Raw genomic sequence first — 13,342 nt, forward strand, 5'->3', positions numbered from 1 at the left:
GAACATGAATGATGAAATCACCATACTGGTGCACGGCTTTAACAGGGGCCGGCGGGATATGGCCTACCTCGAGGCAGGCCTGCGCCGCGCAGGCTGGCAAACCCGTGCCCTGAGTCTGCCGACCCTGTTTGGCGACATGAATGACTGTGTCGCCGCCATGGCGACTCAACTGGATGACATCACCGGCCGCTACCGCCGCGTGCATTATGTTGCCCACAGCCTCGGTGGGCTTATTACCCTGAATTTTATCCGTGAGACCCGGCCGCAGAATGTCGGGCACTGCGTCTTTATCGCTACGCCCCACGGCGGCTCGCCCCTGGCGCAGCTCGCCAGCCGGATCCCAGGCTATGCCCGTATTTTCAAGCCTGTCGCCGAGCTGATGCCCACCGCTGCCTATGATAACTGTCATGCGCAGTCCGACCTGAGCCTGGGGGTGATAGCGGGTTGTCGTAACAGCGCCCTGCTGGGAAAGCTGTTCCTGTCTGGCCAGAGCGATGGCCGCGTTGAAGTGGCATCGGCCTGCGCAGGCGCTGCCCGTGAAACCATCCTGCTGCCCTATGGCCACCAGGACATTCATCACCGGCCTGAAACCTGTGCGCAGGTACTGGCGTTTCTGAGTCATGGCCGTTTTAGTCGCCGCGATTGAAGCCGCCTCGAAGCGACGCAGTACCCCAATGCAGGAGCACGGAGATGCATGAACGCAGAAATCAGTTTTGATGACAGCCAGAGCGGCCGCCTGGATGAGGCCGAGGTGCTGGAGCTGTACCGCGCCAACGGATGGTCCGCCGCCGACAAGCCCGCCGCGCTGATGGCGGGGCCATCGAGTTTTACCGGGCACTGGGGTTTGAGCGTGCCGGGAAAACCGAGCCTATGTGGATTTATGCGGGAACGGATCATTAGGGCCACGCCATCAGCCGGCCTTCGGCTTCACTGCGCGCCGGAATTCTGCTCCGGACGCAGCTAAGAGGACATCCATGTCCTCAAGCTGCGGCTCGACAGTCCCTGTCTTGTCCCTTCGGGTCTGAGCGGAGCATAATTCCGGTGCTCGTCGGCTGCTGAGGGGGATAGAGGGCCGTGCTGATAGTTCTGTAGTGATTCAATGGCTGTTAGATTGCGCGCCCCTGGGGGCCAATGCACTGCATAACCTCAGTGCTCGCCGGCATATGGCCATGGATGGCCGGTAGCCAGAAAATGCAGGAGCAATTTTCTGCTCATAAGGAGGATTGGAGCCGTTCTGGTATTTCAGCTGTTTTTACATGTACATTGCCAGGCTGGATCAGGTGGGAAAATTGTGGGAGCCCGGTCTCCGGGCGAATTGAGGTCTGCACGGTATTATTCGCCCACAGAGTGGGCTCCTACCGGTAGCCAGGAAATGCAGGAGCCATTTTCTGCTTAAGGGGGATCGGAGCTGTTCTGCAATCACGTTAGCAAATGGGATTTAGACTACGGTTTAGTCGTTGAAATTGCTGGGCCTGCTTGGCTTGTACGCCGTATGGATTCGGAGCAAACTGGGTGACTGTCGTGCCAGCCAAACGGCTGATGGACTTATCATCGATACACAGGGATTGAGCTATGGAAGTTCTTGTTCTTGTAGTGCTGCTGGTTCTGGTAGTCGTGTTTTTCCTGAAATTCCTCGCCCGCAATCGCACCAGTTCGGCGCCTGCCGACCAGCTGCAATACCGCCGCCGACCGGCACTCTTTACTCCCGCCGAGCGTTCCTTCGCCGGCGTACTGGATCAGGTACTGGATGCCCGCTACCGCGTCTATGGCAAGGTGCGCGTCGCCGATCTCATTGAGCCGTTGCCCGCCAAAGACCGGCGCATCTGGCAAAAAGCCTTCAACCGCATCAGCGCCAAGCATTTCGATTTCGTCATCTGCAACAGCAGCGACCTGGTGCCCGTCGTGGTGATCGAGCTGGATGACAGGAGTCATCAGAAGGCCAAAAGTCAACAGCGCGACGAGATGCTGCAGCAGATCTGCCAGCAGGTGCAGCTGCCGCTGATCCGGGTGCCGGCACAGAAGGGCTACAAGCTGGCGGAGGTTGAAGACTACCTTAAGCCGTTGCGGGATTTTGAAAGTACAGTCGACTTCGAAACGACGGGGCAGGCCGCGCCGCTGCGGGCCGTGCGGGATGATACTGGCTGGGCGGCGGGGGTGTGAGCGAGGCTTTTCCGTGCTGTACTCGAGTCGTGAAGGGGCTGCCTTTGAAAGTGCTCAGCAGCCTGGCTTTCCAGCAAGGCTGATAATAAATGAAAAAGGATTATCATGGCGCTCAAGCAACACCTTGAACTACTGGCTTCATACAACGCCTGGATGAACGCGAAAGTCTGCGAGGCGGCGGCGCGACTCGATGCGCGGGAGCTTGTCAGGGATAGCGGCGCCTTTTTCGGCTCCGTGCTCGGAACCCTGAATCACCTCGTGGTCGGCGATACCATCTGGCTGCAGCGGTTCGCGACACACCCGGCATGCGGCCTTTCACTGCGCGAAGTCGCCGACTTGCCGAGGCCTGAGTCCCTTGATCAGCAGTTGTTTGCAGATCTGCAAGCTCTGACAACGCACAGAGCCTGGCTGGATGCGCAGATCATCCAATGGATAGCGTCGCTTGCGGAAAGCGATCTGGAGTTTGTACTCCATTACCGCAATACCAGGGGCATTGCGGCAAACAAACGGTATGACAGCCTGCTGCTCCACTTTTTCAATCATCAGACCCACCACCGGGGCCAGGTTTCGACCCTGTTGCACCAGGCCGGGGAGGACATCGGAGTGACGGATCTGCTGGCGTTGATTCCGGATGAAGCCGCGTTATGACTTTGGGGTTCGGTCCGGCGCCGTCGAATCAGGCCCCGGATGCCATTCGGGGAACGAAACCGGGTGACCCTTTCCCGGCGCTGGAATTGTACAACAGGGTCGTCCATCCCATTCGGCGGGTCATCAGCTGGCTTGAACAGGCTGCAGACCGATATCGATGCGGCAATGGCGCTTCAGCATCGAGCCTTGCAACAAAACGCGCAGGTGCATTGGCGAAATGACAGACTCAAGCAAACCCCTGTTCTGGCGGGACTCGCGGATGCCGCACCTGGAGCTGCGAAAGGTGGGTGACGGACGCAAGGCCTGCTATGCGCCGCACAGCCATACCCACTGGTCCCTGGGCGCCATCACCGAGGGCACGAGCACCTTTTGCTACCGTGAAGACCAGCATCAGGTCGGTGCCGGGACCCTCGTGCTGATGAATCCAGACTGGGTCCACGCCTGCAATCCTATCGACAACCAGCCCTGGGCCTACTTGATGCTCTACGTCGACACCGGCTGGCTGACGCAGCTGCGCTACGAAGCTGGGCTGCTGGATGCGCCCCGCTGGCAGGATATCGCCACGCCTGTCATTACGGATGCCGGCTTGTATGAGGGCTACGTTCGCATGGTGGACCGTCTGCTGGATCCGCAGCGGGAGCTGTTGGAAAAGCAGACGCAAGTGGTCGCCTACCTGTCCAGCTTGATGCACGCGCTGGCCGGGCAAACGCTGCAGCCGCTGCCGAGGGCACCGAAAGTCCTGCAGGCAGTGGCGGCTCACCTGGACGAGCGCGCGACAGAGGACGTGTCCCTGGATACCTTGTGTGATCGCTCGGGCCTCAGTCCCGGTCATCTCATCCGGGCTTTCAAGCAGCATTTTGGGCTCACGCCGCACGCTTATCAGATCAACCGTCGGATACAGTTCGGCCAGCAGGAGCTGAAAGGTGGCAGGCCCATCGTAGAGGCCGCGCTGAATGCGGGCTTTAATGACCAGCCGCATTTTCAGCGCACCTTCAAGCGGCTGGTTGCCGCGACGCCGGATCAGTACCGCAAGTCCCTAGTCAAAAAGTAGATAGGCACAGCTGGCCGCGAGCAATGCTGCCAGTACCCGGTTGATCGTTGTCAGTAGCGCCGGCCTGTCGAGGTACTGGCGCAGAAAGGCGCCGGCGTAGACCCAGCTCCCCAGGGATAACCAGCAGATGGGTAAATAGAGCGCGGCGAATACCGTGAGCTGCCCCAGGTCGTGACCGCTGACGTATGCCCCGATGCCCGCGGCTGAAGCCAGCCAGGCCTTGGGATTGAGCCATTGCATCAAGGCGCCGGTCATGAAGCCCGGTGCCGTTCCGCGTTCTCCTTCCGGCAGGCGACCGTCGTCCCGGACCAGCCTGAAACTCAGGTAAAGCAAAAAGGCGACACCGCCCCAGCGCAGTGCCACGTCCAGTCCCGGCATGAGCGCCAGCACCGAATAGAGCCCAAGCCCCACGGCAACGAACAGGGCGATAAAGCCCAGGGTGGCGCCGGTGACGAAGACCAGCCCCCGGGCAATCGGGTAGCGGGTACCGCAGCTCAGGCATACCAGGTTTACGGGGCCCGGTGAAATGGATGCCGCCAGGGCAAAGGCCGACATCGGCAAGATCATGGAAAGGCTCATCGTCATACTCCTGGGTGATAATGGCTGAAGTTTGCAATGTCGGTTGTTCAAGATATTGAAGAAAATTGCGGTGCTGCCGCGGATCCGCGTGTCGGCACACAAAGGCCGCAAGCGAGCCGAGGCTGGGGAATACCTGTAATCGTTGCGGGAACTCGCCGTGGATGAAGGTGCAGAAGCGACTGGAGGGGCTGCACCATTGCGGGGGAGCCCTATAGGGAAGCGGCGGGCAGGGGACGAGCTGACTCTTTCCCGCGTCGGTGACATAGCGTCGAGCACTGTAGGAGCCGCGCCCCGCGGCGAAGCTTGCGGTCCAGGCTCCAGGTGACGGGCAGTCCCTGAGTCGGATGCGCCCGAGTGATTTGATGGTTCGTATTGCGCCTTGCTGGCGCGTTGCAAAGAAAGCACGCCCCAAAAGCCGGCCTGCGGCTTCACTGCGCGTCGTGATCATTCTTCGGGCGCCGCAACGGCACATCCCTGTGCCGATACGGCGGCTCGGCATCCATGCCTCGCCCCTGTCGGGCCTGATCGAAGAATACGATGCTCGTCGGCTTAGAGGGGGGAAAGGGCCGTGCTGATAGTTCTGTAATGATTCAATGGCTCTGCGCAGACTGTCAGGTTGCGCGCCCTGGTGGCCAATTCACTGCATAACCTCAGTGCTCGCCGGCAGATGGCCATGGCCGGCCGGTCGCCAGAAAATGCAGGAGCAGTTTTCTGCTGTGATGTACGCTTTTGACTTAAAAATATTAAAACGCTGGGATCAGAGCTCGTTATTGGTGAGGACTGTTGAAACCTTTGATGCGGTGGTGGTCGTCGTCGTAGGAGTCGTCGCGCCCCGCGACGAAGCCTTTCGCTGTGCTCTGACATCATTGTATGGGCTGCTGGCCTTCAAGGTGAAGAGCCGGCACATCCTGTGCCTAATCTGCGGCTCGACAGTCCCTGTCTTCGCCCCTGCGGGCCTGATCGCACAATGACGCAGTGCTCGCCGGCTTCATAAGGGGGAATGGAAGTCGCTCTGCCACTTGGCGGAGTGGTGTAGAGCACGGATTAGGGCTCTGCACCGCCGGCTGGGATCGTTAGAGACAGCGAGATCCGCTGCATTTAGGATAGATCGAGAATAGGCGGTGTTGGCCCGTTGCAGCCACGTAACGTGACAGCCATCCAGACGCTAGTCCGAATTATTCTGTGGTGCACAAAACCAATAATTTAACATTATATATTTAATTACAGTCAGTTATCATGAATATAAAGGCGTAATAGATTTAATTTGTTGCACTGCAGCATGGCGAGGTATACACTCCTTAACATCAACTACTTTTAACTAACAGGTACACAAACATGTTCAAGAATCTTCCTACTGCTGACTTCTCTGCTTTTGGCGCTCCTGTTCAGAAGCTGATCGACCTGAACACCGCTACAATGACGAAGGCATTCGAGCTTCAGAAAGCGGCTATTGAGAAGCAAATTGCTCAGTCACAGGCTGATTTCAAAGCTGTTTCTGAAATCAAAAACCCTGAAGCTCTGACTGCTTTTTTTACTGCGAAATCTGAAGAAGCCAAGAAGAGCCTTGAGACTTTTCAGGCTGATGCTCAAGTAGCTGCAGAAAGCACCAAGGCTTACTTTACTGAAGTTCAGGCTATCCTGACTGAAAGCAAAGACGTTGTCGTTAAAGCGACCAAAAAATCAGCTTAATGTAAGCTGCTTTTAAAAAAAGCCCCCGACAGCAATGTCGGGGGCTTTTTTGTACCTGATTGTTACGACGAAGAGTCGGTGTGATCGGCCAATGCCAGCAGTGCGATGACACGCACAGTAATCGAAGGGGTAATAATGTATGGCCGGACGACGATGTGACTTGGACAGCCTGCAGTGGTCGCCTGTTGCTCCACTGTGCGTGGAACAAGGGGAATAGTTCGCACATAGGATCGGCGTACCCATCGAGTAACCGCAATCGCAGAGAGACAGAAAACGGGTGTTCGCCTGCGTCGAGGATGGTGCGTGGGTCTGCATTCCCGGCAGCAGAAGCCCGGCGGATCCTGCGGGGGCCGACGGCCGGGGGTCAGGTATTGCCTTTTGCCCCTCGGATTAAAGACGAAAGTAAAAGGCCTGATGCTGCTATCCCTGAATTTGATAGGCTATAAGCCCCCGCGAAGTCGCTTAACACCCGGTCCTCGATTACTGGGATTGATCATCATTAATCACAAATATCCCTCACCAGAATCCGCTACCCCACGCTACCCCCAACCATCCACCCCACTACGAATTAGCCAGATCAGTCCCAGATGCAGCGGGTAGTAGGCGTAGAAGGCCCAGCGCAGGCGGGGTAGCTGCAGATTGAGGCGCGTGGCGGCGAGGATCAGCGGTATGGCGGCCAGCGCCCAGTGGTTGCCGTTGCTGAGCCAGAGGCTCGCGCAGGCGAGCAGGGTGGCAACGGCGGCGGGCGCTGAAGGTCTTTTGCAGTAGAACCAGACGGCCACACCGAGGCTGAGCCCCAGCCAGCTGTATTCGACCAGGCTGCCCGCCACCATGAACAGCACGCCAGCGGTCACCCGGTCGTTGCGCTCGATCAGGTACAGGATAGCGGTCAGTGCCAGCAGTGAAAACAGCACGTTCAGCGGCCACCAGCCGGCGTGCTGCAGGTCTCCCAGGGCGATGAAGGGCACCGATGCAAGGGCACCGAATACCGCCAGGCGCTGCATCGTGCGCGGGTAGGTGCCGCGCTCAAGCTGGCCTGGGCGGGCCAGGTTGTAGGCCAGCACGAACACGAAGATCGGCAGGGCAAGGCGGCCGAGTTCGAACAGAGCCGGCACTGTGCCGTTGAACAGGAAGCGGTTGAGGTGATCCCCCGTCATAAGAATCAGCGCGAGCCACTTCAGGGCTTCGATCGTACCACCCGCCATGACAAGGAGCGGCAGGGAAAAGTTGCGGCTGTGCTGTATGGCGCCGTCAGTCATTGTCTTTTCGGGGCCCTTAAGTTTTAACTCTGAGCTCATTTCAACCCTGGCTACGGCGTCTGTGTCTGTGGGATGAAACAGTAGCAGTTTTGGTATTCGGGCGTCTGGCCTGTCCGCGATTCTTTGAGTAATTTCAGCACCTTCGACAATGTCTGGGCCCAGGGCGACTATGCCGAGCTGATCAGACCCGCGCATTTGGGCTTCAGTCTGTGCAAATGACGAGTGGGCTGTTACGTTCAGGCTGGTGTTTGCTCAGGTCGTGATCTATCTCCTTGGTATCGCCACCTGAACTCAAAACGACAGGAGCCTGTATGGATATTGCGGTAACAGCGCTGCAACCCGGTGACAGGGACCAGTGGGAGTCTCTTTTCAACAGCTACGCGGACTTTTACAAGATGCCAATGAGTGCCGAGATCCGGGACCGGGTCTGGGCATGGATAGCGTCCGGCGAGATGAAGTTTTTTGGCATTATGGCCAAGGACTCCCAGGGCAAGGCGCTGGGGTTCATGCACTTTCGCGAAATGCCCTCACCGTTACGAGGCGCGATGGTGGGTTTTCTGGATGATCTCTATGTCTGTCCGGCAGCAAGAGGCAAAGGCGTGGTGGATGCGCTGTTTGACGGCCTCAATGATGCGGCAGCTGCACAGGGCTGGCCCTTTGTTCGCTGGGTCACCGCCGAGAATAATTACCGCGGGCGGGGCCTGTATGACAAACTCGCCGAAAAAACGCACTGGGTGACCTATCAGAAGCATACCGCGATATAGCAGATTTGATTAATGGGTTGCTCGATCAGGGATCAGAGGGAGCAAGGATGAATGTTTTGGTAATTGGCGCCAGCGGTGCCACGGGGCGCTTGCTGGTGGCGCAGTTGTTGGATCAGGGAATAAGGGTCAGGGCGATAGTGCGCTCGGCCAATGCGTTGCCTGAGGATATCCGGCAACACGCACTCTGCAGCCTGATCGAGGCCAGCGTGCACGATATCGACGTCGCTGAGATGGCGCAGCATCTTCAGGGTTGCGATGCGGTGGCACTGTGCCTGGGGCACAATCTGGCCTTCAAGGGCATATTCGGGCAGCCGCGCATGCTGGTGCGGGATACGGTACGCACCCTGTGTCAGGCGATCAGGCAGAACGGCACTGCGGCGCCGGTGCGGCTGATTTTGATGAATACCAGCGGCAACTCGAATCGTGATCTGGCGGAGAAAACCTCCTTTGGCCAGACGTGTGTTATCACGCTGCTGCGGCTGCTGTTGCCGCCCCATCTGGATAACGAAAGGGCCGCGGATTATCTGCGTACCGAGGTGGGTCAGTCTGACAGCCACATTGAATGGGCGGCGGTGCGCCCCGATCGCCTGAGCGATGAAGATCAGGTCACTCAATATGACCTCCATGCGTCCCCCATTCGAGATCCCATTTTCGATTCCGGCAGCAGCAGCCGCATCAATGTGGCACACCTGATGGCGGAACTGGCCAGCAGCGATAGCCTGTGGCGCGAGTGGAAGGGAAAGATGCCGGTTATTTACAACTCACCCTGAGGTCGCTTTCAGCTTTCAGCTTTCAGCTTTCAGCTTTCAGCTTTCAGCTTTCAGCTTTCAGCTTTTGCCGTTGCCTTGCATCTTGCCCCTCGCTTTCTCCTGCCCGCAGTTTTAAACCGCTGATTTCTCCATCGGATAACCGGCTTCCAGCCAGGCCTGCTTGCCTTCGACGAATTCCATCACGTTGCGATAGCCCGCAGCGGCTAGGGTGCGGGCGGCGATGCTGGAATTCTGGCATTCGGTGCTGGCGCAGTACACCACCATGGTGGCGTCCTTGTCGGGCAGTGCGCTGGGGGCGAGCAGGCGGATTTCGTCATGGGGCAGGTTGATGGCGCCGGGCAGGTGTTCGGCGTCGTAGTAGCGTGCAGGCAGGGCTTCGACGATCAGTGTCGCCTCGCCGGCATCCAGGCGTGCCTTGAGGGCGTCACGCGTAATGGTGCTGTAGCTGAGTTCGTTCATGGGCTTGTTCATGGGTTAGTCCCCCGCTGGGTTATAGAGTGCTTTAGTCTTATTGGTTGTAATTGCAACCTGATTTAATGCTAGGCCCTAATAGTTGTAGATGCAACCGGATGTGACTAGACTTGTTTTCATGAAGCCACGACTGCGCGAACAAACCGTCACGACCTGGGCCCGGCTGGTACGCACCGAAACGACGCTGATCGACCAGGTGCAAAGAGCGCTGAAGGCCGCAAAACTGCCGCCCCTGGGCTGGTACGATGTACTGCTGGAGCTGCGGCGCGCGCCGGGCGGAGAGCTGCGCCAGTATGAAATTGGTGCACAGACCCTGCTGACGAAGTACAACCTTTCCCGCCTGGTGGATCGCCTGCAGCGCGAAGCTCTGGTTGAGCGTCATGCCTGTGCCGAAGATGGCCGCGGCAATCTTGTGCGCATTACGACGGCGGGTACTGAGTTGCTGCAGCGCATGTGGCCGGTCTATGGCGCCGTGCTCGAGCAGCAGTTTGAGAGCCGGCTGAGTGCCGATGACATACTGGCGCTGGAAAACATCCTGAAAAAATTGGGCTAGCGTCCCCTGCGCCTTGCGACGGGGCACTGATCAGGCCAGGGGGGGATTGGGCCTAGAGTGTAAGTCGAACACTGGCGTCATTCGATCTCAGACAGACAACAGGGTAATAACCCATTCACCGCACGGCACCTGGAACCAGCCAGTGCATGCCGCGCCGCGCCCTGTTCCGAGCAGGTTTATCCAGGTGGCCGATATCCCTTTACGCGCACCGGCAAGCGGGTGGAGCTGACGATTCGCAGTGCGCTGGAGGGGCGGCCGGTGAAAAACCTGGGTGTGCAGGCCAACCCCGAGGCGCTGGAACTGTAACGGGACTGCCTGTACTGCTGCCTGAAAGTGGGTCGCAGTATCAGTCGTTATAGGCACTGAATTCGGTGCCGGTGATTTCTCCGCTTTTAACCAGATAGCGGGCCGTGGCGAATACGTCTGGGTGAAACTTATGGGCTTCGTGCTCCATGATGGCGATTGCATCGTTAAAGCTGTGGGCCCTGCGATAGGGGCGCACACCGGCAATCGCCTCCAGGCAGTCGGCCACAGTGACGATGGCGACGCCCAGTGGAATTTCATCTTTCTGCAGGCCGTAGGGGTAACCGGAACCATCCTGGCTTTCATGGTGCAGTAGTACAATATCCTTCACCAGTTTTTCGCAATTGACGCCCGCCAGTATCCTGTGCCCTTTTTCCGGGTGTTGTTTTATGAATTCCCATTCATAGGGTTCCAGCTTGCTGGGCTTGTTCAGTATCTCGATCGGGACTGAAATCTTGCCGATATCATGCAGGCTGGAGCCAAGCGAAATCAGGTCGGTGGTCTTCTGATCCAGTGTCATCAGTTCTGCGATTCGGATCGAAAGCCGTGTCGTACGTGACATGTGTCCGTTGGTATAAGGGTCCCGCTGCTCTATGGCACAGGTGAGGGCGCTGGCGGTCTCATGAAACATGGCGACCTGTGACTGCTGGTAGAGAAGGACGTCTGTCTGGTCAATGAACTCCGCCAGTCTGAATTTTGTGCCGTTGGCCGAAAAGAGGCGGGGTGAAATGATGACGTGCCGTTGTGCGCCGGATTTGGTCAGCAATCGAGAGCTGTAGCGCTCCGTTACGTCTAGCGATAAACGGCTATGCAGGTCGGGTCGAAAATCCACGGCGATCAGGTCACTGGCATTCATGCCATAAAGCTCTTCACGCCTGTAACCAGCCATAAGGGCAAAATTGTGGCTGCAGGCAACAATTTTTCCTTCACAGGTTAGCGCGAAGGAGCCAAAGAGGAATGACAGGCAGTTGATGATGCCTTCGGCACCCTCGCAGGCGAACACGTTCTGCAAAAATTTTTCGAGCTGATCTGAAGTCCGTTCAGTAAGTGCTTCCATTCGGTACTCGTGAATTGGGTGGTGATTGACTGCCCGTATTCGACACATCAGCGTCAGTAAGCAGTTCAGGGCGCTGCGGAGCAGACAGCCGCGTTCGTAGGTATTGTAGCTGTGACCTGCCCCAAAGGCGGTTTCATTAGTATCGGGATAACGATGATTGTACGAGATAGGCGGATCGGCGGCTATCAGGACAGGCGTGAACATGCGATTTCATCCCGCGCGAGCCCGTGTCGCCTTCCGGTTCGCTGCCTGCGCGCCAGAGCCTGCCAGCAGCCGCTATTCAGGTTAAACTGTGGGTAACTCTGAGCAATCCCCCCGACAGGCGGCAAGACAATGAACGATCCCTGGAATGAGGGCCGGAATCAACCCCTGGGTGATCTGCGGCAGAGCCCGCCTGATGTATCCCCTGCTGATCCGCCTGATGAACCTTTAACCTCATGCCTGAGCGCCCCGCAACAGCCGGCGCCGGATCGTGCGCACATGCCCGGATTCTTTGCGTCACTGGTGCATAATCTGGGTGCCGGTTATCGGCTGGCGACGGGGAGGGCACTGGCAGTCGAGGATGTGTCCTGCACGCTGGGGCAGATTGTGGCACTGGTGCTGATACTGCTGCTGCTCAATGCCGGCACCAGCCTTGTCACGACCGAGGCACCGGTGCAGTTCGATGCCTACGGGCTAAATTACCTGGGGGCGAGCAGCCTGTTCAGCCTGCTGATGCTGATGCTGGTCAGCCGGCTGGCCGGCAGCAGTGCGGCCCGGTTTATACCGATGCTGATCGCCTTTGTCAGTGCCTCGGTGCTGATTGATCTGGTGTCGCAGTTGCTGTGGCTGGCACAGCAGTATTTCACCCTGTCGGCGACTCAGGCCTGGGGGCTCTTCGCGGTGCCGCTGTTGTGGCAATGGCTGGTGGTGGTGCGTTTGCTGCGCGGGTTTGCCGGTGCGGGGCCGCTGCGTTCGAGCATGCTGGGGGCGCTTTACAGTCTGGCGCTGTTCGCCAGCTTCTGGATTCTGCCCCGCGCCGAGCTCTGGTATACCGATGAAGCCGCCGATCAGGTGGCGCAGGCCCCTGGGGTTGAGCTGGATGTGGAGGCTGTTTTTTATGCCCAGCCCCGCCTGATGCGGCAGAGTCTGGCGGCGCTCGAACCACAGCGTCCCGGGGTGACGGATCTGTATCTGCTGGCGCTGGGGGGCTTCGGGCTTGAGGATGTGTTCCTGAAAGAAGTGGAGTTTGTGCGCGCGCAGTTCGATCGCCAGTACGATACCGTCGGCCGCTCCCTGATACTGGCCAACAATCCTGCCAGGGTGAGTCAGTATCCCCTGGCCAGCCGGCCCAATCTTGCCCAGGGACTGCAGGGCGTGGCACAGAAAATGGATACGGCCGAGGATGTGCTCTTTTTGTTCATGACCTCCCACGGCAGTCGTGATCATCGTTTTTCGCTGGAATTCGGCACCATCGAGCTGAATGACCTGACACCGCAGCAGGTACGCCAGGCGCTGGATGATGCCGGTATCCGCTGGCGTGTGATTCTGGTGTCGAGCTGCTTTTCCGGTGGCTTTATAGAGGCGTTGCAGAGCCCTGAAACCCTGGTGATTACTGCTGCGGCGGCGGATCGAACCTCCTTTGGCTGTGGTGTCGACAGCGACTTCACCTACTTCGGTACCGCCTACTTCAAGCAGGCGCTGCCCCGGCAGCCACGCTTTATCCAGGCGTTCGATCTCGCCAATAGCTGGGTGAGCGACAGGGAACAGCAGGAGGACATCGGCGCCTCGCAGCCGCAAATCTTTGTCGGTGATAGCATCGCGAAAAAGCTGGACAGCCTCTATCGTGAACCCAAACTGCAAATGGCCTTTAGCCTCGCCGTGCCAGGTGAATTATCGGCCTGTGAAGACAGCCGCACTCAAGTCGAAAGTCCAAGTGACGCCTGCCAGCCCTGAGGCGATTACCGCAGGGCTTTTCGATTGACCGATCGGTCAAAAAACATTCATCTGGCTGTTGTCTGGCCTTCATCTAAGCGGCCTATCCTCATCGATTTGCACC

15 protein-coding genes are annotated in these 13,342 nt (G+C 58.2%); 11 read left to right on the forward strand and 4 right to left on the reverse strand.

Going from position 1 to position 13,342, the window contains the following annotated elements:
* Window positions 1–4: 4 nt before the first annotated feature.
* From MRS74_RS10715 to MRS74_RS10735, 5 genes are all read left to right on the forward strand, one after another.
* Window positions 5–646 (forward strand): alpha/beta fold hydrolase, encoded by a 642-nt coding sequence (locus tag MRS74_RS10715; protein WP_254580282.1) that lies wholly within the window; start codon window positions 5–7, stop codon window positions 644–646.
* 48 nt (window positions 647–694) lie between these two features.
* Entirely contained in the window at window positions 695–964 is a 270-nt protein-coding gene (locus MRS74_RS10720) for a hypothetical protein (protein WP_254580283.1), read from the forward strand.
* A 608-nt stretch (window positions 965–1,572) separates the two neighbouring features.
* The gene (locus tag MRS74_RS10725) at window positions 1,573–2,160 is read left to right on the forward strand and encodes a DUF2726 domain-containing protein (RefSeq protein ID WP_254580284.1); all 588 of its coding nucleotides are present in this window, start codon (window positions 1,573–1,575) and stop codon (window positions 2,158–2,160) included.
* 105 nt (window positions 2,161–2,265) lie between these two features.
* Window positions 2,266–2,808, forward strand: a complete 543-nt coding sequence (locus tag MRS74_RS10730; protein WP_254580285.1) for a DinB family protein — start codon at window positions 2,266–2,268, stop codon at window positions 2,806–2,808.
* Window positions 2,809–3,025: 217 nt separating this feature from the next.
* The gene (locus MRS74_RS10735; RefSeq protein WP_254580286.1) at window positions 3,026–3,859 is read left to right on the forward strand and encodes a helix-turn-helix domain-containing protein; all 834 of its coding nucleotides are present in this window, start codon (window positions 3,026–3,028) and stop codon (window positions 3,857–3,859) included.
* On the opposite strand, the gene MRS74_RS10740 is transcribed toward MRS74_RS10735, so the two are convergent.
* The gene (locus tag MRS74_RS10740) at window positions 3,845–4,438 is read right to left on the reverse strand and encodes a LysE family translocator (RefSeq protein WP_254580287.1); all 594 of its coding nucleotides are present in this window, start codon (window positions 4,436–4,438) and stop codon (window positions 3,845–3,847) included. The two genes, MRS74_RS10735 and MRS74_RS10740, sit on opposite strands and share 15 nt — an antisense overlap.
* A 695-nt stretch (window positions 4,439–5,133) precedes the next feature.
* On the opposite strand from MRS74_RS10740, the gene MRS74_RS10745 reads away from it, so the two are divergent.
* Both MRS74_RS10745 and MRS74_RS10750 read left to right on the forward strand, forming a co-directional pair.
* The gene (locus MRS74_RS10745) at window positions 5,134–5,409 is read left to right on the forward strand and encodes a hypothetical protein (protein ID WP_254580288.1); all 276 of its coding nucleotides are present in this window, start codon (window positions 5,134–5,136) and stop codon (window positions 5,407–5,409) included.
* 364 nt (window positions 5,410–5,773) lie between these two features.
* Window positions 5,774–6,127, forward strand: a complete 354-nt coding sequence (locus tag MRS74_RS10750; RefSeq protein ID WP_254580289.1) for a phasin family protein — start codon at window positions 5,774–5,776, stop codon at window positions 6,125–6,127.
* A 539-nt stretch (window positions 6,128–6,666) separates the two neighbouring features.
* On the opposite strand, the gene MRS74_RS10755 is transcribed toward MRS74_RS10750, so the two are convergent.
* Window positions 6,667–7,386 carry a TraX family protein gene (locus MRS74_RS10755; protein ID WP_306421986.1) on the reverse strand — a complete coding sequence of 240 codons (720 nt, stop codon included), beginning with the start codon at window positions 7,384–7,386 and terminating at the stop codon, window positions 6,667–6,669.
* 311 nt (window positions 7,387–7,697) lie between these two features.
* Here MRS74_RS10755 and MRS74_RS10760 point away from each other — a divergent pair, with 311 nt between their 5' ends.
* On the forward strand, window positions 7,698–8,150 hold the full coding sequence (locus MRS74_RS10760) for a GNAT family N-acetyltransferase (RefSeq protein ID WP_254580290.1): 453 nt from the start codon (window positions 7,698–7,700) through the stop codon (window positions 8,148–8,150).
* A 47-nt stretch (window positions 8,151–8,197) separates the two neighbouring features.
* A complete protein-coding gene (locus tag MRS74_RS10765; protein ID WP_254580291.1) occupies window positions 8,198–8,920 on the forward strand; it encodes an NAD(P)-dependent oxidoreductase in 723 nt (240 codons plus the stop codon).
* A gap of 111 nt (window positions 8,921–9,031) precedes the next feature.
* On the opposite strand, the gene MRS74_RS10770 is transcribed toward MRS74_RS10765, so the two are convergent.
* Window positions 9,032–9,391 (reverse strand): rhodanese-like domain-containing protein, encoded by a 360-nt coding sequence (locus MRS74_RS10770; RefSeq protein ID WP_254580292.1) that lies wholly within the window; start codon window positions 9,389–9,391, stop codon window positions 9,032–9,034.
* 118 nt (window positions 9,392–9,509) lie between these two features.
* On the opposite strand from MRS74_RS10770, the gene MRS74_RS10775 reads away from it, so the two are divergent.
* A complete protein-coding gene (locus MRS74_RS10775) occupies window positions 9,510–9,944 on the forward strand; it encodes a MarR family winged helix-turn-helix transcriptional regulator (RefSeq protein ID WP_254580293.1) in 435 nt (144 codons plus the stop codon).
* Window positions 9,945–10,290: 346 nt separating this feature from the next.
* Here MRS74_RS10775 and MRS74_RS10780 read toward each other — a convergent pair whose 3' ends face one another.
* The gene (locus tag MRS74_RS10780) at window positions 10,291–11,304 is read right to left on the reverse strand and encodes an HD-GYP domain-containing protein (RefSeq protein WP_254580294.1); all 1,014 of its coding nucleotides are present in this window, start codon (window positions 11,302–11,304) and stop codon (window positions 10,291–10,293) included.
* A gap of 480 nt (window positions 11,305–11,784) precedes the next feature.
* On the opposite strand from MRS74_RS10780, the gene MRS74_RS10785 reads away from it, so the two are divergent.
* Window positions 11,785–13,239 carry a C13 family peptidase gene (locus MRS74_RS10785; RefSeq protein ID WP_254580295.1) on the forward strand — a complete coding sequence of 485 codons (1,455 nt, stop codon included), beginning with the start codon at window positions 11,785–11,787 and terminating at the stop codon, window positions 13,237–13,239.
* Window positions 13,240–13,342: the final 103 nt, after the last annotated feature.

The sequence above is a fragment of the Marinobacterium sedimentorum genome (assembly GCF_024267675.1).
Classification (GTDB): domain Bacteria; phylum Pseudomonadota; class Gammaproteobacteria; order Pseudomonadales; family Balneatricaceae; genus Marinobacterium_A; species Marinobacterium_A sedimentorum.